Source organism: Acidimicrobiales bacterium (assembly GCA_035294085.1).
In the GTDB taxonomy this organism is placed as follows: domain Bacteria; phylum Actinomycetota; class Acidimicrobiia; order Acidimicrobiales; family Bog-793; genus DATGLP01.
This window is the reverse complement of record DATGLP010000008.1, coordinates 97,585-122,385: the sequence shown is the minus strand read 5'-3', so window position 1 is coordinate 122,385 and position 24,801 is coordinate 97,585. Positions and strand designations below refer to the sequence as shown.

Genomic DNA, 24,801 nt, shown 5'->3' with positions numbered 1-24,801 from the left:
ATGAGCATCGACGTCACCGACGCAACCTTCGAGCGCGACGTCATGGCGGCCTCCGAGAGCCGGCCCGTCGTCGTCGACCTGTGGGCGCCCTGGTGCGGGCCGTGCCGGACCCTCGGCCCGATCCTCGAGCGCGTCGTCGAGGAGACGGGCGGCGCGGTCGCGCTCGCGAAGGTGAACGTGGACGACAACCCCCAGGTCGCCGCGAGCTTCCAGGTGCAGTCGATCCCGGCGGTGTACGCGCTGCGCGACCGCCGCGTCGTCGACGGCTTCATCGGCGCGCTCCCCGAGTCCGCCGTGCGCGAGTTCGTCGCCCGCCTCGCACCGCCGCCGAGCGAGGCCGACGCGCTCGTCGCCGCGGGGGACGAGGCCTCGCTGCGCCGGGCGCTCGAGCTCGAGCCCGACCACGCCGGAGCGGTGCGCGCCCTCGCCGAGCTCCTCGTCGAGCGCGGCGAGGGCGCCGAGGCGCTGCGGCTCCTCGAGCGCATCCCCGAGACCGCCGAGACCCGGCGCATCGCCGCGCTCGCGCGCCTGCGAGCGGCCGGGGCCGGCGACGGCGCCGGCGCCGACGTCACCGAGCGCCTCGAGCACCTGCTCGAGCGCGTCAAGGAGGACGACGCCGCACGCCAGGAGTACCTCGACGTCCTCGAGACCCTCGATCCGGCGGACCCCCGCCGCGAGCGCTTCCGCCGGGCGCTCGCCTCCCGGCTGTTCTAGGTCGTGCGGCACGCCGACCTCGGCGTCGTGCGCCCGGGCGCGCCGATCTTCGTGACGCTTCGCGAGCGCCGCTTCGACGTGACGACGCGCGCCCTCGTCATGGGGATCGTCAACCGGACGCCCGACTCCTTCTTCGACCGCGGCGCCACCTTCGCCCTCGACGCCGCCCTCGAGCGCTGCGAGCAGCTCGTCGCCTCGGGGGCCGACATCATCGACGTCGGCGGCGTGAAGGCCGGCGAGGGCGACCCCGTCGGCGTCACCGAGGAGCTCGACCGGGTCGTCCCGACCGTCGAGGCGATCACGGCCCGCTTCGACGTGGCGGTGTCGGTGGACACCTGGCGGGCCGAGGTGGCCGCGGCCGCCTTCGCCGCGGGCGCCTCGCTCGGCAACGACATCAGCGGCTTCGCCGATCCCGGCTACCTCCCGGCCGCGGCCGCGGCCGGCGCCGCGGTGGTCGCCACCCACATCCGCCTCGCCCCGCGCGTCCCCGATCCCGACCCCGTCTACGAGGGGGGCGACGTCGTCTCGGCGGTCGAGTCGTTCCTCCTCGACCGCCTCGAGCGGGCGCTGCGGGCCGGCATCGGCCGGGAGTCGGTCATCCTCGACGCCGGCCTCGACCTCGGCAAGCGCGCCGGCCAGTCCCTCGAGCTCCTGCGCGCCTCGGACCGCCTCGCGGGACTCGGGCAGCCCCTCCTCCTGTCCGCGTCGAACAAGGACTTCCTCGGCGAGCTCCTCTCGCTCGCCGTCGACGAGCGTCGGGAGGCGACCCTCGCGGCCGTCGCGCTCGGCGTCGCGCGCGGCTGCCGAGTCGTGCGCGTCCACGACGTCGCGGGAGCGCGGCGCGTCGTCGACCTGCTCGCCGCCGTGCTCGAGGCGTGAACGCCCCGGCGCTCGACGCGAGCGGGCGACCCTTCCCCTGCTACCTCGTGCAGGGGTCGACGCCCGAGGACGCCGGCCTCGTCGGCCAGGAGCTGCGCGCCCTCGTCGACTCGCTCGCCTCGGCCGAAGGCGGCGCCTGTGCGCTCGAGGAGTACGCCGGCGCGGGTCTGGAGGAGGACCTGTCGATCGCGCCGGTCCTCGACGCCTGCCGCACCCCCCCGCTCTTCGCCGCCGCGCGCGTCGTGGTCGTCTCGGACGCCAGCCGCCTGTCGAGCGCGCAGGTCGGCGAGCTCCTCGACTACCTCGCCAGTCCGCTCGAGAGCACCGTCCTCGTCCTCGCCTTCCCCGGCCGGCCTGCGCCGGCGCCGCTCGCGCGCCGCGTCCGCGAGGTCGGGGTCGTGGTCGACGCCGGCGCGCCGAGCGGCGCCCGGCGTCGCGCCTGGTTCGACGAGCACCTCAGCGCCGCCGCCGTGCGGCTCGAGCCGCCGGCCGCGGCCCTGCTCCAGGCGCACCTCGGCGAGGACCTCGACCGCCTCGAGGGCCTGCTCGCGAGCCTCGAGGCGGCCTTCGGTCCCGGGGCGACGATCGCGGCGGACGAGCTCGAGCCGTTCCTCGGCGAGGCGGGTGGCGTCGCCCCGTGGGAGCTCACCGACGCGATCGACCGGGGCGACCTGCCCGGGGCCCTCGAGGCGCTCGACCGCCTCCTCGGCGCGGGCGGGCGCGCGCCCCTCGCGCTGGTCGCGACGCTCCACCGCCACTACGGCGCGATGCTCCGCCTCGACGGCGCCGAGGTGCCCGACGAGCGGGCGGCGGCCGCGCTCACGCGTCTCTCGCCGTTCCCCGCGCGCAAGGCGCTCGAGCAGGCGCGCCGCCTCGGCCACGAGGGCGTGGCGGACGCCATTCGCCTCCTCGCGGCGGCCGACCTCGACCTGCGCGGCCGCTCCGGCCTGCCGCCCGAGGCGGTGCTCGAGATCCTCGTCGCGCGCCTGGCGGACCGGAACCGGCGGGCGGCCCGCGGGCGCGAGCACCGGGCAGCGCGCCGGGTGCGCCGATGACCGCCGACGCCGCGACCCTCGCCGGCGAGGCGGCCTTCGCCGAGGACCTCGCCCGGCGTGCCGGGCGGCTCCTCGCCGAGGCGGCCGAGCCCGCGGGCGCCCAGGGAGGCCTCGGCCGGGCGGCGACGCGCAAGAGCTCGCGAACCGACCTCGCGACGGCTGCCGACCGCGCGAGCGAGCGCCTCATCGTCGACGCGCTGCGCGTCGGGCACCCCGACGACGCCATCCTCGGGGAGGAAGGCGGCGAGCTCGTCGGGCGCTCGGGGCGCACCTGGGTCGTCGACCCGCTCGACGGCACGACGAACTTCGTCTACGCCTACCCCGCCTGGGCCGTGTCGATCGCGCTCGTCGACGAGTCCGGCCCGCTCCTCGGCGTCGTCCACGACCCCACCCACGACGAGACCTTCTGCGCCACGCGCGGCGGCGGGGCGACGCTGAACGGCCGGCCGCTCGCCGCCCGGCGGGCGCCTGCCCTCGCCGAGGCGCTCGTCGGCACGGGCTTCAGCTACGACGCTGAGGCGCGCGCGGCCCAGGGGCGCCTCGTCGCGCGCGTCGCGGGGGCGGTGCGTGACCTCCGGCGCTCGGGCGCCGCCTCGCTCGACCTGTGCTACGTCGCGGCCGGGCGCCTCGACGCCTACTACGAAGCGCACCTCAAGCCCTGGGACAGCGCGGCAGGCCTCCTCGTCGCCCGCGAGGCCGGCGCGCGCTCCGCCGAGGTGCGCGGCCTCGGCGTCCCCGAGGAGACCCTCGTCGTCGCGGCCGACGGGCTCCTCGAGCCGCTCCTCGCGCTCTTGCGCGAGGCGGCGGCGAGCTGAGGCTCCTCGCTAGCATGCCGGGGCCGCCAGGGCGCGCCGAGGAGGGGACCGTGGAGTTCGACGTCGTCATCGAGATCCCGAAGGGTCAGCGCAACAAGTACGAGGTCGACCACTCGACCGGGCGGATCCGCCTCGACCGCACCCTGTTCACCTCCATGGTCTACCCGAGCGACTACGGCTTCGTGGAGGGCACGCTCGGGCGCGACGACGACCCGCTGGACGCGCTCGTCCTCGTCGAGGAGCCGACCTTCCCCGGCTGCGTCGTGCGCGCACGGGCGGTCGCGCTCTTCAAGATGACCGACGAGAAGGGCCCGGACGACAAGCTCGTGTGCGTACCGGCGGGCGACCCCCGCTACGACGGCGTGCGCGACCTCGCGGACATCCCGGCCTTCGAGCGGGACCGCATCCAGCACTTCTTCGAGACCTACAAGGCGCTCGAGCCCGGCAAGCACGTCGAGGGCGCCACCTGGCTGGGGCGTGCCGAGGCCGAGGCCGAGCTCGAGGCGGGCACCGCCCGTCACCGCGCGCACTGAGGGCCGAGCGCCCCAGGCCACCTCTGTCGCAGAGTAGCTCTGCGACAGAGCTATTCTCGGGGCGTGCCACCGAGGACCGCCGCTCGAGTCGACCCGCCGGTGCGAGACGCACCGGCCGACGACGCCCTCGCGGAGCGGCTCCTCGCGGCGGTCGCACTGCTCCAGCGCAGCGCGCGCCGCGTCGCCGCCCGGCCCGCCGAGCTCGCCCGCCTCACCGGGTCCCAGCTCGAGCTCGTGCGCCTCGTGCGCCGCCGTCCCGGCGTCTCCGTCGCCGAGGCGGCGGCCGAGCTCCGGCTCGCCGCCAACACCGTGAGCACGCTCGTCGGCCAGCTGGCAGACGCCGGGCTCCTCGCGCGCTCCGTCGACGCCGCCGACCGGCGCGTTGCCCGCCTCGACCTCGCCCCGGCGCTGCGCGAGACGGTCGACGCCTGGCACGACCGGCGGGTGCTCGCGGTCGCCGAGGCGCTCGGCCACCTCCCGGCGCGCGACGCGCGCCTGCTCGCCGCCGCGCTCGAGCCGCTCGAGCGCCTCGGCGCCGAGCTCGAGCGCGAAGGACGCGCTCGGTGAACGCAGGACGCACCCCGGGCGGCGTTCCCGCGGTCGCCTGCCGCGGCCTGCGCCACGCCTTCGGCGACCACGTCGCCGTGCGAGGGATCGACCTCGTCGTCGAGCGCGGGGAGGTCTTCGGGCTGCTCGGGCCGAACGGCGCCGGGAAGACGACGACGATGCGCGTCCTCAACACGCTGCTGCCCTGCCAGGAGGGGACCGTCGAGGTCCTCGGCCGGGACGTGCGCTCCGAGCCGATGGCGGTGCGCCGCCTCCTCGGCTACGTGCCCCAGCAGCTGTCGATCGAGCCGGCGCTCACGGGGCGGGAGAACGTCGAGTGGTTCGCCCGCCTCTTCGACGTGCCACGGCGCGAACGCCGGGCGCGCGTCGGCGAGGTCCTCGAGATGATGGGCCTCGCCGAGGCGGCCGACCGCCTGGCCGGCACCTACTCGGGGGGGATGGTCCGCCGCCTCGAGCTCGCCCAGGCGCTCGTCGGGCGGCCGACCGTGCTCATCCTCGACGAGCCGACGATCGGCCTCGACCCCGTCGCGCGCGTCGGCGTGTGGACCCGCGTCGAGCAGCTGCGCGCCGAGACCGGCATGACGGTCCTGCTCACGACCCACTACATGGACGAGGCCGACGCGCTGTGCGACCGGGTCGCGCTCATGCACCTCGGCGAGATCCGCGCCGAGGGAACCCCCGCCGAGCTCAAGGCCTCGCTCGGCCCCTCGGCCACCTTGGACGACGTCTTCCGCCACCACAGCGGCGGCGCCGAGCTCGACAGCGCCGGGACCGAGAAGGGAGGGCTCCGCGCTGTCCGCAGCACGCGCCACACTGCCTCGCGCGTCTCGTGAGCCCGCCGGCGCCGCGCCGTGGCGCCGCTACCCGGCGCGCGTCGCCGCCTTCTGCCTCGTCGAGCTGCAGAAGCTGCGCCACGACCGCGCCGAGCTCGTGACGCGTGCGGTCCAGCCGGTGCTCTGGCTCGTGATCTTCGGCGAGACCTTCACCCGCCTGCACGCCATCCCCACCGGCCGGCTCCCCTACCTCGACTTCCTCGCGCCGGGGGTGATCGCGCAGGCAGGCCTGTTCATCGCCATCTTCTACGGGATCCAGATCATCTGGGAGCGGGACGCCGGCGTGCTCACGAAGCTCCTCGTGACGCCCACGCCGCGCTCGGCGCTCATCCTCGGCAAGTCCTTCGCCGCGGGCATCCGGGCCCTCGCCCAGGTGGTCGTCGTCCTCGTCCTCTCCGCCCTCCTCGGCGTCGCGCTCAGCGCGAACCCGCTCGACATCCTCGGCGCGTTCGCGGTGGTGCTGCTCGGCTCGGCCTTCTTCGCCTGCCTGTCGATGACCGTCGCCGGGGTCGTGCTGCGCCGCGAGCGCCTGATGGGCATCGGCCAGATGATCACGATGCCGCTCTTCTTCGCCTCGAACGCCCTCTACCCGGTGCACGTCATGCCCGGCTGGCTGCGCGCGCTGAGCGCGGTGAACCCCCTCAGCTACGAGGTCGACGCCCTGCGCGGCCTGCTCATCCGGGCACCGGCACACCTCGGCGTGGACTTCGGCGTCCTCCTCCTCGCCGTCGCCGCCGGCGTGACGGCGGCCTCCTCGCTCGTCGCCCGCCTCGCGCGCTGAACGCCCCCCGAGCGCCAGGGCCTCACAGGCGGATCCTGAAGGCGCGCTCCATCGCCGCCACGGCGGCGTGCGCGAGCAGCTCCTCCCCGGCCGGGGGCGCGATGTGCACGCCGTCGGGGTCGCGCACGACGACGACGTCCCCGTTCGCCTCGGTCCGGTAGGCGGAGTAGGCGCCGGAGGGCGTGGCGAAGAGCTTCCAGGTCGACAGGAACCGCACCCCCGCGAAGCGCCTCGCCTCGGCGGCGTAGATGCCGTTCAGCTCGGCCATGTCCGCCGAGAAGGCAGGGCTGCGCATGATCGGCATGCCCACCCACAGCACGCGCGCGCCGGCGGCGGTCGCCTCCCGCATCATCGTCGCGACGCGCTGCGCGTACTGGGCGCGCCAGAAGGCGGTGCCGAACGTCGCGATGCGGTCGCCGACCGCGAAGGCCTGGGCGTCGTTCCCCCCGATCATGACGACGACGACCTGCGGGTGGTAGCGCGCGAGGTCGCGCGCGAGCACCGCCGGCCAGTCGTAGTAGGCGGCGTTCGCGAGACCGGTCGAACCGACGGCCTCGGGGAAGAGGCGGACGCGCGGGTCGCCGCCGAGGACGTCGGCGAGCCCGTCGCCGAGGTCCTCGCCGAGCGAGTCGCCGACCTCGAGGATGCGAAGCGGCGACGCGGGCGTCGGCTGGGCGAGCGGGGGGAGGCCGGCGCGCGACCGCTTCGGCCTCGTCGGCGCCGGCGGCCGCGAGCCGGTGCGCGCCCTGCCCGGCAGCGTCGTCGGCGGCGGCGACGGCGCAGCCGGCGGTGGTCCGGCCGCCGAGAGCCCGCCGGGCGTCGGCGCACCGGCGCGCCCGAGCGCCCGGTTGCCGAGGTTCACGAGGCGGTCCAGGCTGAGCGCCTCGCTCAGGCGGGCGATCGGCCGGAGGATCGCCATCGCGACCGTCCGGCGCGCCCCGGGCGGCGCTGCCACCGCCGAGGTGTACAGCTGGCGCGCGTCGAGCGCGAGCCACAGCCCGAAGCACGCCAGCCCGACGCCGAGCACCTTCCCCGCCGGCACGTAGCGCCCGCGGGCCGGCGCGCGCCGACGGACGCCGTCGCGCTCGGCCAGGCGGTCGGCCGCGCCCGCGAGCGCCGGCCGGCGCCGGGGGCGGTTCGGACGGGCGAGGGCCTGGCGCATCGCTCAGAACCGGTAGTAGATGAACGGGGCGACGCCGGGGGGGCCGAGCGTCGTGATGACGAGCAGGACGAGGCCGAGGACCGCGCCCTTCGCCAGGGCGCCGAGGCGGGCGAAGGCCTCCTGGGCGCGCTCGGCGAGGTCCCTCGGCAGGTACTGCAGGGCCAGGGCGCCGACGATGGCGGCGACGACCGGGAGGCGCACGAGGGGGGAGGGCGCGCCCCACCCGGTGAACAGCCGCGCCACGAAGCCGAAGGCCGCCCCGATCGAGTCGGCCCGGAAGAAGATCCACCCGAGGCACACGACCTGGAAGGTAGCGAGGCGCTGCCAGGCGAGGGCCAGGGTGCCCTCGCGCTGGGGGCTGAGGCCGCGCGCCGTCCGGCGCGCCCGGCGGAAGTGGCCCACGGCCTGACCCACGCCGTGCAGCGCACCCCACAGCACGAAGGTCCACGCCGCACCGTGCCACAGCCCGCCGAGCACCATCGTGATGAGCAGGTTGCGGTAGAGGGCGAGGCGCGAGCCACGGTTGCCGCCGAGCGGGATGTACAGGTAGTCGCGCAGCCACAGCGACAGCGTGATGTGCCAGCGGCGCCAGAAGTCCTGGAGCGAGCGTGCGGTGTAGGGCGCGTCGAAGTTCTGGGGGAAGCGGAAGCCGAGCAGGAGGGCGCAGCCGATCGCGATGTCGGTGTAGCCGCTGAAGTCGCAGTAGATCTGGACCGCGTACCCGTAGGCGGCGAGGAGGACCTCGGCGGCCGAGTGCAGCGTCGGGCTCGTGTTGAACACCGGGTCGACGATCGCCGAGGCCACGTAGCTCGAGATGACGACCTTCTTGAACAGCCCGCCGAAGATGAGGTAGGCGGCCTGCGGCAGGTCGATGCGCCGCGGGTCGCGCCGGTGCGCGGCGTGGATCTGGGGCAGGAGCTCGCTGCCGCGCACGATCGGCCCGGCGACGAGGTGGGGGAAGAACGCGACGTAGACGGCGACGTCGAGGAAGGCCGACGGCTCCAGCCGGCGCCGGTAGACGTCGATGACGTAGGAGAGCCCCATGAAGGTGAAGAAGGAGATGCCGACCGGCAGCGTGACCTGGAGCAGCGGGATCGGGTCGCCGTGGACGCCGAGGCGGTGCAGCGCGCTGTCGATCGAGCTCGACGCGAAGCCGTAGTACTTGAACCACCCGAGCAGGCCGAGCTCGGCGACGAGCGTCGCGACGAGGAAGCGCCGCCGGCCGGCTTCGGTCGCGGCGCCATGGACGAGCCGGGCCCCGGCCGCGGTGCACAGCGTCGAGGCCGCGAGGAGGAAGACGAAGCGCCAGTCCCACCAGCCGTAGAAGACGTAGCTCGCCGCGAGGATGAAGAGCTTCCACGCCCGCCGGTAGGGGCGGAGCAGCCAGTTCCCCACGAAGGCGATGCCGAAGAAGATGGCGAAGTCGATCGTCGGGAAGAGCAAGCGCACCCCTCGTCGGCACGGCGGTGTCCGTTGACGCTGACGCTGGCACCTTACTCAGGCGGCCCGGCCGTGACGCGCCGCAGCCAGGGGCGGAGATCCTTGCCGGCCTTGCAACCGGGACGTAACATGCACGCGCCCTAGGGGCCGCCCGCGCGGGCGCGGGCGAGCTGCGTGGCAGGTGCGGTGGGGGGCTGTGTCTTGCCTTGTGAACGCGTGCACGAGCGCGCAGGACGGCGAGGAGGTAGGCGTGGCCCTGACGTGGAACCGGTCCATCGAGTGGGACCGCGAGGACTGGCGTGCCCGCGCCTCGTGCCGTGACACCGACCCCGACCTCTTCTTCCCCGTCGGGACGACGGGGCAGGCGATCGACCAGATCGAGGCGGCGAAGGCGGTCTGCAGCGACTGCGAGGTCCGGGCGGCCTGCCTCGAGTTCGCCCTCGCGACGAACCAGGAGGCGGGGGTGTGGGGCGGCACGTCGGAGGAGGAGCGCCGCAAGCTGCGCAAGGCCTGGCTGGCCGGGCAGCGGCGCGCCTCGTGAGGCGCGGCCGTCACGAGCGCTGCCGGGCAGCCGCTGGCCGCGGGCCGAGCGGGACCTCGAGCCGCACGAGCGCGCCGTCGCGGCTCTCGATCGTGATCGAGCCGCCGAGCTGGGTTCGCACGAGATCGCGCACGATGGCGAGTCCGAGGCTGGCCGTCGCGTCGAGGTCGAAGCCGGGCGGGAAGCCCCGGCCGTTGTCGCGCACCTCGACGGTGAGCGCGTCCTCGCCCGGGCGGAAGGTGAGGTCGACGCGCTGACCTGCGCCGTCGGCACCGGCAAAGGCGTGCTCGACGGCGTTCTGGAGCAGCTCGGTGATGACGACGGCGAGGGGGGTGGCGACGTCGGCCGCGAGCTCCCCCGGCTCGCCGGCGACGTGCACCTCGAGTGCTCGCGGCGAGACGTTGGCGTGGCGCGCGAGGTCGACGAGCGCCGGCACGATGTCGCCGAAGGGAACCTGCTCGCCGGGCTCGCGGGCGAGGATCTCGTGCACGAGGGCGATCGCGCGCACCCGGCGCTCCGCCTCGAGGAGGGCGAGGCGCCCGGCCTCGTCCTCGAGGCGACGTGACTGCAGCCGCAGCAGCGACGAGATCGTCTGCAGGTTGTTCTTCACCCGGTGGTGGACCTCGCGGATCGCCGCGTCCTTCGACAGGAGGAGCCGGTCCCGGCTGCGCAGGTCCGTCACGTCGCGCACGAGCAGGGCGGCGCCCGTCACCCGCCCCGCCTCGATGAGGGGGATGCAGCGGGCCAGCACGACGACCTCGGGCCGCAGCTCGATCTCCTCGGTCATCGGCGCGGCGTCGGCGAACGCGACGCGCACCGCCTCGGAGTCGACGCCGAGCTGCGCGAGGGTCGAGCCGACGATCGACGAGACGATCCCCATCCGGTGCAGCGCGTTCACCGCGTTCGGCGAGGCGAAGGTGACGCGTCGATCGGCGTCGAGGACGAGGACGCCGTCGCCGACCCGGGGCGCCTCCTCCGCGGCGGCGCGCTCGGTGGCGAAGGGGTAGACGCCGTCGCTCACCATCGCGGCGAGCGACTCGAACAGGCGCAGGTAGACCCGCTCGAGCTCGCCGGTGCGCCGGCCGACCGTCGGCGACCAGGCACGCGAGAGCACGCCGACGACGCGCCCGTCGAAGCGGACCGGCACGCACTGGTAGCGGACGAGCAGGTGCTCGCCCTCGACGACGCCCTCCCCTGCGACGATCGCCCCTCGCCGGAAGCACTCGCGCACGAGCGGCACCGCGTCGGCACCGACGACGCGGCCGACGAGGTCGTCGCGGTAGACGGTCGGGCTCGTCGTCGGCCGCATCTGGCCGAGCACGACGAAGCGGCGGACGCCGGGCTCGGCCCCCTCGGGCGCCAGCGGTGCGTAGAGGAGGAGGTCCGAGAAGGAGAAGTCGGCGAGCAGGCTCCAGGAGGCCATGAGGCGCTCGAGGTGCCGGCGCGACGCGGCGTCGAGGCTCGTCTGGTCGCGAGCGAGCTCGACCGGGGAGGTCACCGCGCCGACCCGGCCGGCGAGGCGTGCGCCGGTTCGCCGATCGGGACCGGCCGCGCCCTGCGGCGTCGGAAGGCACGCAGCGTCTCGTAGCCGGCGGCACGCGCCAGCGCCGCGAGCTCGGCCGACCGCTCGCCGACGCGCGCCGGGCCGTGGGCGTCCGAGGCGGTCGTGAGCCCGACGCCCGCCGCGGCGAACAGTCGGAGCAGCTCCGGCGCCGGGTACGCCTCCGCGGCGGGCTTGCGCCAGCCCGCGCAGGACAGCTCGGCGGCCATCCCGGAGGAGGCCGCCGCCTCGGCGATGCGGGCGTGGCACTCGGCGACGAGGGCCGGCGACGGTCGCCTCCCGGCCACCTTGACGAGGTCGGGGTGGGCGAGGACGTCGCAGGTCTTCGTCCCGGCGAGCTCCTCGAGCGCGCGCGTGTAGTCGCGCCACGTCGAGGCGAGGGTGCGGCGGTCCCACTCGGCGAGCGAGGTCGCGTCGCCGAGGTCGTCGAAGGTCCACGCGCCGAGCCAGTGCACCGACCCGAGCAGGACGTCGAACGGGTAGCCCGCGAGGAGGGCGGCGACCGCCTCCATGCGCCCCGGGTAGTAGTCGACCTCGAGGCCGACGACGACCGGCAGGCCGGCAGCCTGGGCGGCGAGCGCGTCCTCGACGTAGTCGTCGAGGTCGGCGGTGGCGTGGTGGTCGAAGTAGGCGGCGAGGTGGGCGGCGAGGCGCTCGTCGGCCTCGTCGCGCCAGAACTCCCCGACGCAGGCACGGCCCTGGCGGAAGCGGAACAGGTGCTCGGTGAGCGCGATCTCGGCCACGCCCTGGGCGGCCGCCCGCTCGCAGTAGGCGGCGAGGCGCTCGAGGCGGTGCTCGCGGGCGTCGGCGCGCTCCTCGTGCGGCCAGAGGTGGACGTGGTAGTCCAGCACGGACCCATCGTAGGTCCTGCCCCCCGCCGCCCCGGCGGGGCCGTCCGTCAGCTCCCCACGGCCCCCTCGAAGAGGAGCTCCCCGATCGCAGCGAGCCGGGCGAGCTCGACGACGTCCTCGGACAGGTGGGGGACGGTGACGAACACCTCGTGGAGGCGGGCGAGCTCGGCGAGCAGCTCCGCCTCGCGGGTCGCGACGAGGCGGAAGTTGGCGAAGCTCGTGCCGACCTCGGCGAGGACCCGCTCGACGAGGCGCACGTCGCCGCCCAGCGCGCCGCCGAGGCCGGCCGCGAGGCGCGCCGCGTCCTCGCGCAGGCGCTCGGCGACCCGAGCCGCCTGCGGGTCGGCGAGGCTCGGCGGGAGGGCCTTGTTCGCCACGAGCAGGCCGAGGTGCAGCCGGCGGCGCGCGAGCGCCTCGACGAACCGGCGCGCCTCGAGCGCGGGGACGGTCTCGAGGGTGCTGACGAGCATGAAGGTGGTCTGGGGGTCGCGCAGCAGCGCGCCCACGGCGCGCGCTCGCGCGACGAAGCCGTCGGCCATCGTCTGGAAGACGCTGAAGAAGCGGGCGAGGTCCTCGAGGAACTGCGTCCCGAGGATGCGGTCGGCGATCTGGGAGAACGGCCTCGACGCGAGCCCGACGAGGCGGGAGCGGTAGCTGGCGGTGAGCCAGCGAAGCAGCGGCGAGGAGAAGAACTCCGCCATGCGCTCGGGCGCGTCGAGGAAGTCGAGGGCGTTGCGCGAGGGGGGCGTGTCCACGACGAGGAGGTCGTACTCGCCCTCGGCGTGCAGCTCGTAGAGGCGCTCCATCGCGATGTACTCCTGGCTCTGCGCGAAGCGGCCGGTGATGTTGCGGTAGAGCGGGTTGGCGATGATCTCCTCGGCGATGCGCGCGCTCGGCGCGTGGCGTCGCACGAGGGCGTCCCAGGACTCCTTCGAGTGGAGCATCGCGGCCCACAGCTCGCCGGCCATCGCCGCTCCCGACGGCCCGAAGGCCTCCGGTGCGACGCGCCGCGGGGCGTTCGAGAGGCCGGCGACCCCGAGCGCGTCCGCCAGCCGGCGCGCCGGGTCGACGGTGAGCACGAGCACCTTCCCGCCGCGCGCGGCCGCGGCGACCCCGAGCGCGGCGGACACCGTCGTCTTGCCGACCCCACCGGGACCGCAGGCGATGACGACGTCCTTCGCGGCGAGGAGCCGGTCGAGCGCGAAGGAGGTCACTCGCCGAGCTCCTCCGCGAGGGCGGCGGCGACGCGGTTGATGGCGCGCGGTCCGTGCGATCGCCCGAAGAGGAACGGGACGTAGACGAGGGGAACCGACGGCGCCGCCCGGCGGAGCCGCTCGAGGTGGGACGCGCCGTTGCGCCGCAGGCGCACGGCGAGGCGAGCGGCGGCGAGGACCTCCTCGAGGCTGCGCCGCTCGGACGGGCCGAGCGCCCGGCCGAGGGCGTCGAGGGCGTCGGGCTCGCCGAGTCGCTCGAAGACCGCCTCCTCGCCCCGTCCGAACAGCTCGGGCAGGACCCGGTTGGCGACGAGGAGCGCGAGCTTGACGGTCGTCTCGCCCTCGAGACGCCCGGCGAGCTCGATCGCCTCGTTGACCGGCATCTCCTCCGGCGTCGCCACGAGGCAGACGCCCGTCGTGGCCGGATCGGAGAGCATCTCGAGCATCCAGCGCGTCTGGCTGCGGACGGCCCCCACGCGCACGAGCTCGTTGATCCCGACCGGCGCCGCCAGCTGGCCGACGATGTGCCCGGTCGAGGAGGCGTCCGCCACGACGAGGTCGTAGTGCTCCTCGCGCACCTCGTAGCAGAGCTTCCCGACGGTGAGCACCTCCCGCACGCCGGGCGCCGCGGTCGCGACGAAGTCGAAGACCCGAGCGAGCGTCCCGATGCGGCCCGCGACCGGCACCTTGAGGTTCAGCCACAGGTACTCGCGCAGCGACGCCTCGGTGTCCATCGACATCGCGTACAGCCCGGGACGCACCTGGCGCGGGACGAAGGACGTCTCCCCGCAGTCGTAGGCGGCGGCGAGGTCGCCCTTCGGCTCGAGCTCGCAGACGAGGACCCGCCGCCCGCGACGCGACGCGAGGAGACCGAGGGCAGCGGCGATCGTCGTCTTGCCGACGCCGCCCTTGCCGGTGACGAAGAGCAGGCGGCGCTCGAGCAGGCTCACGGCGCCGGCCGCCGCACGGCGGTCGCCGGGCGCGACCGCTCAGGGGGCGCCGAAGCCGACCCGCCGCTCGTCACTCGCCGCGCCCACCTCGACGTAGGCGACCTTGGCCACGGGGACGCCGACGCGCCGGCCGCGCCGGTCGGTCAGCCACAGGACGCCCTCGGGCTCGGCGAGCGCGGCCTCGATGCTGGCGAGGACCTCCTCCCTCGCGACCGAGTCGCCGAGCTCGACGTCGAGCTCCTTCGGCGTCTGGATGATCCCGATGCGCACGTCCACCCCGACCGCTCCTCTCGATCGCGCCCAGTGCCCGCCATCGTAGGGGCAGCGCAGGGCGCACCACGGAGGCGGCGGCGCTGCCGGTAGCATGGGTCGAAGGGCGCGCACGCGCCGGAGGGAGTGGCCATGTGGGTGGTCGCGGGGGTGCTCCTCGGGCTCGTCGTCCTCGGGGTGGTCGGCGGCTTCCACCTCGGGCCCCACGGCCACGGGCTCGCCGCGCTCGCCGGCGTCGCCGCCGCCTGCTGGCTCGTCGCCATGGCCGCCCTCGGCTACGCCCGCCCGCTCCTCTACCTCCTCCTCGGCGCGGACCTCGCCGTCTCCGCGGGCGTCGGCGCGCTCGCGCTCGCCGGCCTCCGGCACCGCCGGCGCGCCCGCGAGGGCCTCGCGTCGCTCGAGTCCGAGCTCGGCGTCGCGACGACCCCGCTCGACCCCGACGGCGTCGTGCGCGTGCGGGGCGAGACGTGGAGCGCGACCTCCCTGAACGGCTACGTCCCGGCCGGCGCCACCGTCCAGGTCATCCGGGCGCGCGGCGTCCGCCTCGAGGTCTGGGGTGAGGGTTCGCCGCAGCGCGACGCCCTGGGGCCTCCCCCGCAGCGCGCGTCCCGCCCCACGAAGGAGCCCCGTCCATGATCGTCGGCATCGTCGTCGCCGTCGTGCTCGTCGCCGCGCTCTTCGGCGCCGCGCTCTCCGTGCGGATCGTGCGCGAGTACCAGCGGATCGTGCTCTTCCGACTCGGGCGAGCCGTGGGGGTACGCGGTCCGGGCATCGTGCTCGTCAACCCGGTGACCGACCGGACGAGCTGGGTGGACCTGCGGGAGCGCTTCCTCGAGATCCCCCACCAGACGGCGATCACGAAGGACAACGCCCCGATCTCGATCGACTTCATCATCTTCTACAAGGTGGTCGACCCGAAGACGTCCGTCCTCGCCGTGCAGAACTTCTCCGGCGCGGCGCTCAACATCGCCGCCACGACGCTGCGCAGCGTGGTCGGCGACATGCCCCTCGACGACGTCCTGTCCAAGCGGGAGGAGATGAACGCCTCGCTTCGCGTCCGCCTCGACGAGGTCACCGAGCGCTGGGGCGTCAAGGTGACGAACGTCGAGGTTCGCGAGGTCAACCCGCCGCCGGTGGTGCAGGAGGCGATGACGCGCCAGATGTCGGCCGAGCGCACCCGGCGAGCCCTCGTCACCGAGTCGGAGGGGCAGAAGCAGGCGGCGATCCTCCAGGCCGAGGGAGAGCGGCAGGCGGCGATCACCCTCGCCGAGGGGCGCAAGCAGGCGGCGATCCTCCAGGCGGAGGGAGAGCGGACGAGCGCGGTGCTGCGAGCCGAGGGGTTCGCGCAGGGGCTCGAGGCCATCCTCGCCGTGGCCCGTGGCCTCGACACCAACACGATGCTGCTCCAGTACCTCGACACCTTGAAGCAGGTCGGCGCGGCGCCGTCGACGAAGTTCGTCGTGCCGATGGAGTTCGCCGCCGTCCTCGAGCGCCTCGGGGGCCTCGCCAGCAACGGCGAGGCCGGCGCGCCGGCTCGCGTCGACGGCACCGCCTGACCTCGACGGCGCCAAGCGCGCCCGGTGCGGGGATCGACGGCCGGCGCGGCGTCAGCGGAAGACGACGGTCTTGTCGCCGTTGAGCATCACGCGCTGGTCGAGGTGCCAGGCCACGGCGCGGGCGAGCACCACGCACTCCACGTCGCGCCCGAGCTCGGCGAGCCGCTCGGGCGAGTGCGAGTGGTCGACGCGGACCACCTCCTGCTCGATGATCGGGCCTTCGTCGAGCGCTGCCGTGAGGTAGTGGGCCGTCGCCCCGACGAGCTTCACGCCGCGCTCGTAGGCCTGGTGGTAGGGACGGGCCCCGGTGAAGCTCGGCAGGAACGAGTGGTGGATGTTGATGGCCCGCCCGGCGAGGCGCTCGGCGGTCGGGGCGGACAGGATCTGCATGTAGCGGGCGAGCACGACGAGCTCGACGTCGTACTCGTCGACGAGCTCGAGCAGCCGGGCCTCCTGCTCGGCTCGACCGTGCGGCGAGACGGGGAGGTGGAAGAAGGGCACGCCGCTCGAGCGCGCCAGGCCCTCGAAGTCGGCGTGGTTCGAGACGACGGCGACGATGTCGGCGCGCAGCGAGCCGGTCCGCCACCGGTAGAGCAGGTCGTTCAGGCAGTGACCGAGCCGGCTGACGAGGACGAGCAGCCTCGGCCGCCGCTCGGCGTCGAGCAGGTCCCAGGCCATGGCGAGCTCCTGGGCGAGTGGCGCGAACTCGCCGCGCAGCGCGCGCAGGTCGAGGGCCCGCCTCGCGCTCGCCTCGACGCGCATGAAGAAGCGCCCGCTCGAGGGCTCCGCGAACTGCTGGCTCTCCACGATGTTGAGGTCACGCGACGCGAGGAAGCCGGCGACGGCGTGGACGATCCCGACGCGGTCGGGGCACGAGAAGCGCAGGACGATCCGGTCGGCTGGTGCGCCGGCGCTCACGTGTCGAAGCCCCTCGGCAGGTCGTCGGCCGGCCAGTCGAGGAGCCGCTTGGCCTGCTCGCAGGCGAAGCGGTCGGTCATCCCCGCGACGTAGGCGACGGCGGCCGCCGTCACGTCGCCGACCGCCGGTGCGCCGAGGAGCTCGGGGTGCTCGACGAAGTGCTCGACGAGGGCGCGCAGCAGCCGCTGCACCTGCTCCGCCTGCGCGGCCGACTCCGGGCGCAGGTAGATCCGCTCGTAGTTGAACGCTCGGAAGGCGGCGAGGGCGGCACCCATCTCCTCGCTCATGGCCACCGCGCCCGTCGCGACGCTCGTCTCGACGACGTCGGTGATGAACGCCCGGAGCTGCTCGGATCGACGGCGGCCGCAGGTGGCGGCGACCTGGGCGGGGAGCGCGTCGGGCCGCACGACGCCGGCCCGCACGGCGTCCTCGAAGTCGTGGCAGACGTAGGCGATGCGATCCGCGAAGCGCACGACGGCACCCTCGGGGGTCGCGGGAGCGGGCCGCGACCAGCTGTGGTTGGCGATCCCGTCCAGCGTCTCTCGGCACAGGTTGAGGCCGGCGAGGGTCACGCGTGCGCCGAAGGGCGCGTGGCGGAAGCCGCCCGGCAGGTAGGGGTCGAAGGCGTCCTCGGAGGCGTGGCCGAACGGGCCGTGGCCGCAGTCGTGGCCGAGGGCGATCGCCTCGGTGAGCGCCACGTTGAGGCGGCAGGCACGAGCGATCGTCGTCGCCACCTGGGACACCTCGAGGGCGTGGGTGAGGCGCGTGCGCTGGTGGTCGGCCGGGAAGATGAACACCTGCGTCTTGCCGGCGAGGCGGCGGAAGCTCGTCGCCTCGTGGAGGATGCGGTCGCGGTCGCGCTCGAAGCAGGTCCGCCAGGGGTCGGGCTCCTCCGGCCGTGCCCGGTCCCCCGCGCCGTCGGCGCGGGTCGCCCCGCGGGCGAGCTCGGCCGCCTCGGCCGCCTCGCGCGCCTCGCGGTCGAGGACCGACGCCGCGGCGAAGGCGAGCGGCGGGCCGTCGTGCGCCTGGCGCACCCCGAGCGCGACCTGGCGGTGGCCCTCCATCGTCGCCGCCCACTCCCGGGCGCGCGCCGTCAGCGGCCGGCCGCGCCGGGACGGGGCGGAGGCGCTCGGTAGGTCTGCCCGCACGGCTCGAGTGTGCCCGATGCGTGCGACGGCGCGCTCGGCGCTAGGAGACGGTGAGCTCGGAGCGGTAGACGCGGACCGGCCCGAGCTCGACGACCCGTGCGGCGAGGGCGTCGAAGGCGGCCGCCACCTCGCCGCCGGGAGCGGCACGCGCCGCCGGCTCGCCGGCGTCCGCACCCTCGCGCACCGCCGGCTCGAGCGGGATGCGGGCGAGCAGCGGGGCCCCGAGCGCCTCGGCGAGCGCCTCGCCGCCCCCCCGCCCGAACAGCTCGTAGCGGGTCCCGTCGAGCCCGGTGAACCACGACAGGTTCTCGATCACGCCGCGGACCGGGAGCTTGAGCTGGCGGGCGAGCACGCCGGCGCGCTGCGCGACTCGCTGCGCGGCGGGCTGCGGCGTCGTGACGAGGTAGAGCTCGGCGCCCGGCAGCTGCTGGCCGATCGACAGCGCGACGTCGCCGGTCCCTGGAGGCAGGTCCACGACGAGGAAGTCGGGCGCCCCCCAGTGCACGTCGACGAGGAACTGCTCGAGCGCCTTGTGGAGCATGGGGCCGCGCCAGGCCACCGCCTGGTCCTCGCCGACGAAGAACCCCATCGAGATGACCCGGACACCGTGGGCGACGGGCGGCACGATCGTGCGGCCGAGGACGAGCGGCGGGTAGGTCACGCCGAGCATGCGCGGCACCGAGAAGCCGTAGATGTCGGCGTCGAGCACGCCGACGCGGCGCCCGCGACCCGCGAGGGCAACGGCCAGGTTGACCGTCACCGAGGACTTCCCGACGCCGCCCTTGCCCGACGCGACGGCGAGGACCCGCGTACGGGTGCCGCGCTGCGCGAAGGGGTTCGGCCGGACCCCTGCCCGGCCGGGCGCGCTCGTCGCCCCCGTCGTGCCGTCGAGCGCTCGCAGGCGCGCGCCGAGCTCGGCGCGCCCGTCCTCGTCGAGCTCCTCGAGGGCGAGCCGCACCCTCGCCCCGGCGAAGGCCTGCGAGAGCCGGCGCTCGAGCTCGTCGCGCCCCGGGTAGTCCCGGTGCGGGACGCGCAGCGCCACCTCGACCCGCCCGCGGCGCTCGCGCACCGACACGAGCGTGCCGAGGTCGCCGAGGCGGTGGAAGAGGACGGGGTCCTCGACCTCGGCTGCGGCCGCGAGGCGATCGTCGTCGTTGGTGGGAGCCATGCGCACCTGCCGCCTCGAGACGGCGCCTCGGGGACCCTTCCCAGGTAGGATACCGTCGTGAGCTCGGCGCATCGCCCGAGGGGGACCGTCGAGTCGTCGGCCGGCGCTGGCGCTCCCGGCGCGCTCGTCGACGGCGAGAGCTTCTCCGCCGCGGTCGCCGCGGTCGCCGCCGCGTTCGGCGACGCGACGCGCCGGCAGATCTACCTCTTCGCGCGCGAGGTGGGTGGCGCGACCGCCGCCGAGGTCGCCCGGCGCTTCGCCCTCCACCCGAACGTCGCCCGCCACCACCTCGACAAGCTCGCCGCGGGCGGCTACCTCGAGGTCACCCTCGACCACCAGTCGGGCGGTGCGGGCCGCCCCTCGAAGCGCTACCGCGCCCCGGCGAGCACGAGCGACCTGCCGATGCCGCCGCGCCACGACGCGCTCGTCGTCAGCCTGCTGACGCGCGCCCTCGCCCTGCTCGAGCCCGAGCTGGCCGAGCGCCTCGCCGTCGAGGTCGGCGAGGAGTACGGCCGGGCGCTCGCCGCCCAGATGGCACCGGGGGAGGCGCAGCGGTCGCTGCGCGCCGCGATGGCGGCCGTCGCCGACGCCCTCACAGCGCACGGCTTCGCCGCGCACGCCGACACGCGCGACGCGGTGACGATGGTCGTGCGGGACCACTGCCCCTTCGGTGAGCTCGTGCTCCAGCACCCGGTGCTGTGCGCGGTCGACCGCGGCATGGTCCAGGGGATGCTCGCCGGCCTGTGCGGCGACTCCGTCTCCGTCCAGCTGTCGTCGCGGGCGCTCGGCGCGAAGACCTGCGCCAGCGTCGCCGGCTGAGCCGGTGGCCGGGCGACACTACCTCGACCACGCCTCGAGCTCCCCCCTGCGGCCGGAGGCCGTCGAGGCGCTGTGCGCCTGGGCGCGCGAGGGCGCGCACGCCGATCCCGGCCGCCCCTACGCCGAAGGTCGCCAGGCGAGCGCGGCGATCGAGGAGGCGCGGGAGTCGCTCGCCGAGCTCCTCGGGGTGCGCGCCCGGCAGGTCGTGTTCACCTCGGGCGGGACGGAGGCGGCGAACTGGGTGAACGCGGCGGCTCGCGCCGGCGCGCCGGGCGCACCGATCGCGCTCGCGCCCGTCGAGCACGCCGCGGTGCGCCGCTCTGCCGAGCGCTCGGGCCCCGTCGCCTGGCTGGCGGTCGACCGGCTCGGGCGTGTCGACCTCGACAGCGTCGCGCAGGTCCTCGAGCGCGACGCCCCCTCGCTCGTCCACTGCCAGTACGCCAACCACGAGGTCGGCACCCTCCAGCCGGTCGAGGAGGTGGTGGCTGCCTGCCGGCGCGCCGGCGTGCGCGTCCACGTCGACGCCTGCGCGGCCGTCGGCCAGCTGCCGGTCGACCTCGGGGCGCTCGGCGCCGACTTCGTCTCGCTCTCCGCGCACAAGCTCGGCGGCCCGCCAGGCGTCGGCGCCCTCGTCATCCGCCGCGGCCAGCGCCTCGCGCCCCTCCTCGTCGGCCCCGACCAGGAGCGGGGGCGGCGCGCCGGCACGGAGAACGCCGGCGGGATCGTGGCCTTCGGCGCCGTCGCCCGGGCGCTCGCCGCACCGGGGGCCCTCGAGGCGGCGGCCGCGCGCGCCCGACGGCAGGCCGACGCGCTCCTCGCCGCCGCGCTCGAGGTCCCCGGGGTGAGCTGCCTCGGCGATCCCGAGCGGCGCGTCCCTCACCTCGCGTGCGTGCAGGTTGCCGGGGTCGAGGCCGAGGGCGTCGTCCTCGGCCTCGACCAGTCCGGCGTCGCCGTGCACTCGGGATCTGCCTGCTCGTCGGAGGCCTTCGAGCCCTCCCCCGTGCTCCAGGCGATGGGCGTCGACGCGCAGCGCTCGCTGCGCGTGTCGGTCGGCTGGTCGACGACCGAGGCGGACGTCTCGGCCTTCGCCGAGGCCTTCCCGGCGGTCGTGCGCTCGCTGCGCGAGCTCGGGCAGCGCCTCGCGTAGCTCCCGCTCAGCGGGCGCGGCGCTCGCCGGTCGCGAGGGCTGCAGGCACGGGCTCGCCCGCTCGCTCGAACACCCGGGCCATCGCCGGCCGGAGCGGCTCGAGCAGGGAGGCCGGTGGGCGATCGGCGAGGAAGGCGCGCAGCTGCGCCGCGGCCGCGGCGAAGGCGTGGCGGTCGTCGGCCAGCGCGAGGCCGTAGAGCGCCCGGGCGTCGGGGTAGCGTGGCGCGACGCGCACCGCCTCGGCGAGCTGCGCGTCGCCGCGGGCGATCGCCGAGCGCGAGCCGGCGGCGACGCCGACGAGGCGCACGAGCCAGCCGCGGTAGGTGAGCGCCTCGGGCTGGTGCGGCACCGCAGCGAGGACGCGGTCGTAGAGCGCGATCGCCGCCTGCACCTCGCCCTCGCTGCCGAGCAGGCGCGCGTCGACGAGCTCCTGGCGGAGAACGCCGGCCGGCGGGAGGGCGACCGAACCCGTGGCCGACTGTCCCGGGAGGCGCAGTCCGGCGAGGCTCGCGGCGACGACGACGAGCGCGCCGAGGAGGCAGACGACGACGCCGGCCCACAGGCCCCGGCGCGTCGCGGGGCGGCCGAGGCGCCGACGCAGCCCCCGCCAGCGGCCGGCCGGCGCCCTTTCCGGTGCCGCCTCGGCGGCCGAGATCGCGCGCAGCACCGCCGCCGTGCGCGCCACGTAGCGCTGGCGCAGCGCCTCGTAGTCCGCCGCCGCGACGTCACCCGCGGCGCGCTCGCGCTCGAGGTCGGCGAGCGACGCGAGGAGGTGGTCGCGGGCCGCGTGGAGCTCGTCGAGGCGCTCCGGGCGGCTCACGGTCCCCCCTGGTCACGCAGGGCTGCCTCGACGAGAGCGGCGTCCGCCGCCGACACGGCGCCGTCTCCGGGGGCGAGTCGGCGACGGCGCACGAGCACCGCCCCGAGCGCCACCGCCCCCGCCGCGATCGCCGCGAGCGGGACGAACCAGGCGGCGGCGCCGAGGCCGTGTGCGGGCGGCGACAGGAGGACGCTCTCGTGGTACTCGGCGACCACCTTGCGCTCGATCGCCCCGTTCGACCACCCGGCGTCCACGAGGCGCCGAACCTCGGCGCGCAGCGCGACGGCGATCGGGTCGTCCGACTGGGCGATCGACAGCCCGGTGCAGCTCGGGCACCGGATGACGCTGTCGAGGTAGGCGGCGCGAGCCGCCGGGGCCTGCGGGGAGCCGTGCACGCTGCCGACGGCGAGGAGCGCCGCCGCTGCGAGGCAGGCGAGCACGTACGCAGCTGGCGTCGCGCCGAGCGCGCCGGCGCGCTCGGCGCCTCGACGCACCAAGCCGGTCACGCGCCGGCCCTCCTCGCCGCGGCGATGAGGCGGTCGACCGCCGCGACGGAGACCTGGCCGAGGATCTGGCCCACGACGACGCCGTCGGGAGCGACGAGGAAGGACTGCGGTGGGTCCGCGACGCCGTAGGCGAGGGCGATCGACTCGCCCGGGTCCGCGACGGCGGGCCAGGTCGCTCCCGTCCGCTCGAGGAAGGCGCGTGCGTTCGCCGCGCTGTCCTTCACGGCCACCCCGAACACGGCGAGCTCGCGCCGGTCGCGGAACGCGAGCGTCTCGAGCGCCGGCGCCTCGGCCTGGCAGGGCGCGCACCAGCTGGCGAAGAAGTCGACGAGGACGAAGCGGCCGCGGTACTCGGCGAGGCTCACCCGGCGCCCCGTGAGCAGGTCGCGCCCTGCCGCCGGCGGCGCCGGCCTGCCCCCGAGGTTGCTCGGCACGCTCGTGCCGGGCGCGGCGTGACGGGTGGCGAGCACGGCCACGAGGGCGAGGACGACGACGCCCGCCGCGCTCGCGGCGACGAGCGCCCTGCCGGGGCCCCGCCGGCCGGTCACCGGACCGCTCCCACCGCCGGCGGCAGCTCCTCGGCGAGCTCGGGGAACAGCAGGGAGGCGGGATCGGTCGGCCGGCGTCGCCGGCCGGGCAGCGCGGCGAGCAGCGCCCCGAGCGCGACGAGGGCGCCGCCGATCCAGAGCCAGACGACGAGCGGCTGGACGACGACGTCGAGGGTGACGACCTGGCGCCCCGGGGTGATCTCGACCGGCGAGAGGTAGACGTCGTCGAGTGCGCCCGAGTCGATCGAGGGCGTGCCGACGCTCTCGGTGTCGCCGCGGAAGGTGTCGATGGCCGGCCGGAACACCCCGCCGCCGTCGACGCGAACGAGGGCCTCGCTGCCCGATCGGCTGGGGTCGGAGAAGCTGCGCACCGCGAGCAAGGTGAGCTCGTGGCCGTCGACGCGCGCGCTCTGCCCCGGACGCAGCGTGAGCTCCGCGCGCTGGCCGAACGAGCTCGCCGCGGCCAGCCCGACGGCGACGACCACGACGCCGAGGTGGACGACCATGCCGCCGTTGGCGCGCCCGACGAGGCCCGTGAGCGGCGACAGCCCCCGCCGCCGCGCCGCCGCGGCGGCGAGCGCGAGCTGGCGCAGCGCCGAGGCGCCGGCGAAGCCGGCGAGGCCGAAGGCCAGGAGCGGCGCGAGCCCGCGCAGGCCGGCGCCGACGCAGGCGGCGACCGTGGCGACGGCGGTCCAGGCAGGCACGACGAGGCGGCGGCGCAGCACGCCCGGGGCGGCCTTGCGCCAGGGAAGTGCCGGGGCGATCGCCATGAAGAAGAGCAGGGCGAGGCCGATGGGCAGGCCGAAGGCGTCAAAGTACGGGCGGCCGATCGTGAGCTGCTGGCCGTCGATCGCCTGGACGAAGAGCGGGAAGACCGTCCCGACGAGGACCACGAGGGCGAAGCCGGCGAAGAGGAGGTTGTTGACGAGGAAGGCGCCCTCGCGCGAGGCCGCGGCGTCGATCGAGCCCGGCGCGCGCAGCCGGTCGCCGCGCCAGCCGATGAGCACCACCCCGCCGAGCACGGCGGCGGCGAACAGGCCGAGCAGCGCCGGACCGATGCCCGAGTCGGAGAAGGCGTGCACCGACTGGACCACGCCCGAGCGGGTGAGGAAGGTCCCGAGGATCGTGAGGGAGAAGGTCGCGACGAGGAGCGAGAGGTTCCAGATCCGAAGCAGGCCGCGCCGCTCCTGCACCATCACCGAGTGCAGGTAGGCGGTGGCCGTCAGCCACGGCAGGAAGGCGGCGTTCTCGACGGGGTCCCAGCCCCAGAACCCCCCCCAGCCGAGGACCTGGTAGGACCACCACGCGCCGAGGACGATGCCCACGGTGAGGAACATCCAGGCGACGAGCGCGAAGCGGCGCGTCGCGGCGAGCCAGCCCTCCCCGACCCGGCCCGTGGCGAGCGAGGCGACGGCGAAGGCGAACGGGACGGTGAAGCCGACGTAGCCGAGGTAGAGGAACACCGGGTGGAAGGCGATCAGCGTGTTGTCCTGGAGCAGGGGGTTCGGGCCCGCGCCGTCGGGGGGCGGGACGCCGGGCGTGGCCGCGAACGGGTCGGCGGGACCGAGCATGAGCGCGTAGAAGAACACGGCCACCGCGAGCCCGACGACGAGCGCCCAGGCCACGACGGCGTCGTCGAGGCGGCGACGCAGGCGCAGGGCGAGGACGGCGAGGTAGCCGCTCAGGATGATCGTCCACAGCAGGATCGAGCCCTGGAGCGCGGACCACATCCCCGTGACCGAGAAGAGGAGCGGCGTCTCGCGAGAGTTGTTCGCCGCCACGAAGGCGAGCGAGAAGTCGTGGGCGACGAGGGCGTGCTCCATCACGCCGGCGGCGACGAGCCCGCCGAGCACCATGACGGCTACGTACGTCGGCGCCGTTGCGCCGAGGGCGCGTCGGCCGAGCACCTGCCCGAGGACGAGGGCGACGATCGCCGCGAGGGCGCCGGCGAGCCCGAGGGCGACCCCCACGTGGCCAATGACCCCGTCCACTGCTCGGCGCCCCG

Annotated in this window: 27 protein-coding genes; 13 read left to right on the top strand and 14 right to left on the bottom strand. The window is 75.7% G+C overall.

The annotated features are described in order from the left end of the window. The 8 genes from VKV23_03155 (at position 1) to VKV23_03120 (ending at position 6,177) form a co-directional block, all read left to right on the top strand. A complete protein-coding gene (locus VKV23_03155) occupies positions 1–714 on the top strand; it encodes a tetratricopeptide repeat protein (protein ID HLI15034.1) in 714 nt (237 codons plus the stop codon). 3 nt (positions 715–717) lie between these two features. Beyond that, on the top strand, positions 718–1,593 hold the full coding sequence (gene folP / locus VKV23_03150; protein HLI15033.1) for a dihydropteroate synthase: 876 nt from the start codon (positions 718–720) through the stop codon (positions 1,591–1,593). Further along, entirely contained in the window at positions 1,590–2,648 is a 1,059-nt protein-coding gene (gene holA, locus VKV23_03145) for a DNA polymerase III subunit delta (GenBank protein HLI15032.1), read from the top strand. Before folP ends, holA begins: the two co-directional genes overlap by 4 nt. Further along, positions 2,645–3,463, top strand: a complete 819-nt coding sequence (locus VKV23_03140; protein ID HLI15031.1) for an inositol monophosphatase family protein — start codon at positions 2,645–2,647, stop codon at positions 3,461–3,463. Before holA ends, VKV23_03140 begins: the two co-directional genes overlap by 4 nt. A gap of 14 nt (positions 3,464–3,477) precedes the next feature. After that, positions 3,478–3,996 (top strand): inorganic diphosphatase, encoded by a 519-nt coding sequence (locus tag VKV23_03135; GenBank protein ID HLI15030.1) that lies wholly within the window; start codon positions 3,478–3,480, stop codon positions 3,994–3,996. Positions 3,997–4,059: 63 nt separating this feature from the next. After that, positions 4,060–4,563, top strand: a complete 504-nt coding sequence (locus tag VKV23_03130) for a MarR family transcriptional regulator (GenBank protein ID HLI15029.1) — start codon at positions 4,060–4,062, stop codon at positions 4,561–4,563. Continuing rightward, a complete protein-coding gene (locus VKV23_03125) occupies positions 4,560–5,396 on the top strand; it encodes an ATP-binding cassette domain-containing protein (protein ID HLI15028.1) in 837 nt (278 codons plus the stop codon). Before VKV23_03130 ends, VKV23_03125 begins: the two co-directional genes overlap by 4 nt. Beyond that, entirely contained in the window at positions 5,356–6,177 is an 822-nt protein-coding gene (locus VKV23_03120) for an ABC transporter permease (protein HLI15027.1), read from the top strand. Before VKV23_03125 ends, VKV23_03120 begins: the two co-directional genes overlap by 41 nt. 22 nt (positions 6,178–6,199) lie before the next feature. On the opposite strand, the gene VKV23_03115 is transcribed toward VKV23_03120, so the two are convergent. Together VKV23_03115 and VKV23_03110 are read right to left on the bottom strand one after the other, a co-directional pair. Beyond that, the gene (locus VKV23_03115; GenBank protein ID HLI15026.1) at positions 6,200–7,339 is read right to left on the bottom strand and encodes a DUF459 domain-containing protein; all 1,140 of its coding nucleotides are present in this window, start codon (positions 7,337–7,339) and stop codon (positions 6,200–6,202) included. Between the two features lie 3 nt (positions 7,340–7,342). Continuing rightward, on the bottom strand, positions 7,343–8,782 hold the full coding sequence (locus VKV23_03110) for an MBOAT family protein (protein ID HLI15025.1): 1,440 nt from the start codon (positions 8,780–8,782) through the stop codon (positions 7,343–7,345). Positions 8,783–9,035: 253 nt separating this feature from the next. Between VKV23_03110 and VKV23_03105 the strand changes: the two genes are divergently transcribed. Next, the gene (locus VKV23_03105; GenBank protein HLI15024.1) at positions 9,036–9,320 is read left to right on the top strand and encodes a WhiB family transcriptional regulator; all 285 of its coding nucleotides are present in this window, start codon (positions 9,036–9,038) and stop codon (positions 9,318–9,320) included. Between the two features lie 10 nt (positions 9,321–9,330). Here the strand turns inward: VKV23_03105 and VKV23_03100 are convergent, their stop codons facing one another. The 5 genes from VKV23_03100 to VKV23_03080 are packed head-to-tail and all read right to left on the bottom strand — an operon-like array spanning position 9,331 to position 14,172. Further along, positions 9,331–10,818, bottom strand: a complete 1,488-nt coding sequence (locus VKV23_03100; protein HLI15023.1) for a sensor histidine kinase — start codon at positions 10,816–10,818, stop codon at positions 9,331–9,333. Then, positions 10,815–11,732, bottom strand: a complete 918-nt coding sequence (locus VKV23_03095; protein ID HLI15022.1) for a histidinol-phosphatase — start codon at positions 11,730–11,732, stop codon at positions 10,815–10,817. The genes VKV23_03100 and VKV23_03095 overlap by 4 nt, the downstream gene beginning before the upstream one ends. Before the next feature lie 47 nt (positions 11,733–11,779). Further along, complete coding sequence (locus VKV23_03090; GenBank protein HLI15021.1) at positions 11,780–12,946, bottom strand: ArsA-related P-loop ATPase; 1,167 nt, start codon at positions 12,944–12,946, stop codon at positions 11,780–11,782. After that, entirely contained in the window at positions 12,943–13,896 is a 954-nt protein-coding gene (locus VKV23_03085) for an ArsA family ATPase (protein ID HLI15020.1), read from the bottom strand. The genes VKV23_03090 and VKV23_03085 overlap by 4 nt, the downstream gene beginning before the upstream one ends. Positions 13,897–13,935: 39 nt before the next feature. Beyond that, complete coding sequence (locus tag VKV23_03080) at positions 13,936–14,172, bottom strand: DUF3107 domain-containing protein (protein ID HLI15019.1); 237 nt, start codon at positions 14,170–14,172, stop codon at positions 13,936–13,938. Between the two features lie 126 nt (positions 14,173–14,298). On the opposite strand from VKV23_03080, the gene VKV23_03075 reads away from it, so the two are divergent. Both VKV23_03075 and VKV23_03070 read left to right on the top strand, forming a co-directional pair. Then, on the top strand, positions 14,299–14,802 hold the full coding sequence (locus VKV23_03075; protein ID HLI15018.1) for an NfeD family protein: 504 nt from the start codon (positions 14,299–14,301) through the stop codon (positions 14,800–14,802). Then, positions 14,799–15,722 carry an SPFH domain-containing protein gene (locus VKV23_03070; GenBank protein ID HLI15017.1) on the top strand — a complete coding sequence of 308 codons (924 nt, stop codon included), beginning with the start codon at positions 14,799–14,801 and terminating at the stop codon, positions 15,720–15,722. Before VKV23_03075 ends, VKV23_03070 begins: the two co-directional genes overlap by 4 nt. 51 nt (positions 15,723–15,773) lie before the next feature. Here the strand turns inward: VKV23_03070 and purU are convergent, their stop codons facing one another. Genes purU through VKV23_03055 form a run of 3 tightly spaced genes read right to left on the bottom strand, consistent with a single transcriptional unit; the run spans position 15,774 to position 18,956 of the window. Then, a complete protein-coding gene (purU, locus tag VKV23_03065; GenBank protein ID HLI15016.1) occupies positions 15,774–16,640 on the bottom strand; it encodes a formyltetrahydrofolate deformylase in 867 nt (288 codons plus the stop codon). Beyond that, positions 16,637–17,788, bottom strand: a complete 1,152-nt coding sequence (locus tag VKV23_03060) for an HD domain-containing protein (GenBank protein HLI15015.1) — start codon at positions 17,786–17,788, stop codon at positions 16,637–16,639. Before VKV23_03060 ends, purU begins: the two co-directional genes overlap by 4 nt. 40 nt (positions 17,789–17,828) lie before the next feature. Then, positions 17,829–18,956 (bottom strand): P-loop NTPase, encoded by a 1,128-nt coding sequence (locus VKV23_03055; GenBank protein HLI15014.1) that lies wholly within the window; start codon positions 18,954–18,956, stop codon positions 17,829–17,831. A 57-nt stretch (positions 18,957–19,013) separates the two neighbouring features. Between VKV23_03055 and VKV23_03050 the strand changes: the two genes are divergently transcribed. After that, positions 19,014–19,775, top strand: coding sequence for a helix-turn-helix domain-containing protein (locus VKV23_03050; GenBank protein HLI15013.1), 762 nt, complete (start codon positions 19,014–19,016; stop codon positions 19,773–19,775). Between the two features lie 4 nt (positions 19,776–19,779). Further along, a complete protein-coding gene (locus VKV23_03045; GenBank protein ID HLI15012.1) occupies positions 19,780–20,922 on the top strand; it encodes a cysteine desulfurase family protein in 1,143 nt (380 codons plus the stop codon). A 7-nt stretch (positions 20,923–20,929) separates the two neighbouring features. Here VKV23_03045 and VKV23_03040 read toward each other — a convergent pair whose 3' ends face one another. The 4 genes from VKV23_03040 to VKV23_03025 are packed head-to-tail and all read right to left on the bottom strand — an operon-like array spanning position 20,930 to position 24,787. Further along, positions 20,930–21,742: a hypothetical protein gene (locus VKV23_03040; protein HLI15011.1), complete on the bottom strand. Its 813-nt coding sequence runs from the start codon at positions 21,740–21,742 to the stop codon at positions 20,930–20,932. Continuing rightward, entirely contained in the window at positions 21,739–22,248 is a 510-nt protein-coding gene (locus tag VKV23_03035; protein ID HLI15010.1) for a cytochrome c-type biogenesis protein CcmH, read from the bottom strand. The genes VKV23_03040 and VKV23_03035 overlap by 4 nt, the downstream gene beginning before the upstream one ends. Continuing rightward, positions 22,245–22,796, bottom strand: coding sequence for a TlpA disulfide reductase family protein (locus VKV23_03030; protein ID HLI15009.1), 552 nt, complete (start codon positions 22,794–22,796; stop codon positions 22,245–22,247). Before VKV23_03030 ends, VKV23_03035 begins: the two co-directional genes overlap by 4 nt. Beyond that, a complete protein-coding gene (locus VKV23_03025) occupies positions 22,793–24,787 on the bottom strand; it encodes a cytochrome c-type biogenesis CcmF C-terminal domain-containing protein (GenBank protein ID HLI15008.1) in 1,995 nt (664 codons plus the stop codon). The genes VKV23_03030 and VKV23_03025 overlap by 4 nt, the downstream gene beginning before the upstream one ends. Positions 24,788–24,801 lie beyond the last annotated feature (14 nt).

What these genes read in the sequence shown, in the direction of transcription:
- VKV23_03055 (HLI15014.1), bottom strand. Translation starts at nt 18,956, where the DNA reads ATGGCTCCCACCAACGACGACGATCGCCTCGCGGCCGCAGCCGAGGTC.
- VKV23_03135 (HLI15030.1), top strand. Translation starts at nt 3,478, where the DNA reads ATGCCGGGGCCGCCAGGGCGCGCCGAGGAGGGGACCGTGGAGTTCGAC.
- VKV23_03115 (HLI15026.1), bottom strand. Translation starts at nt 7,339, where the DNA reads ATGCGCCAGGCCCTCGCCCGTCCGAACCGCCCCCGGCGCCGGCCGGCG.
- VKV23_03140 (HLI15031.1), top strand. Translation starts at nt 2,645, where the DNA reads ATGACCGCCGACGCCGCGACCCTCGCCGGCGAGGCGGCCTTCGCCGAG.
- VKV23_03075 (HLI15018.1), top strand. Translation starts at nt 14,299, where the DNA reads ATGTGGGTGGTCGCGGGGGTGCTCCTCGGGCTCGTCGTCCTCGGGGTG.
- VKV23_03155 (HLI15034.1), top strand. Translation starts at nt 1, where the DNA reads ATGAGCATCGACGTCACCGACGCAACCTTCGAGCGCGACGTCATGGCG.
- VKV23_03070 (HLI15017.1), top strand. Translation starts at nt 14,799, where the DNA reads ATGATCGTCGGCATCGTCGTCGCCGTCGTGCTCGTCGCCGCGCTCTTC.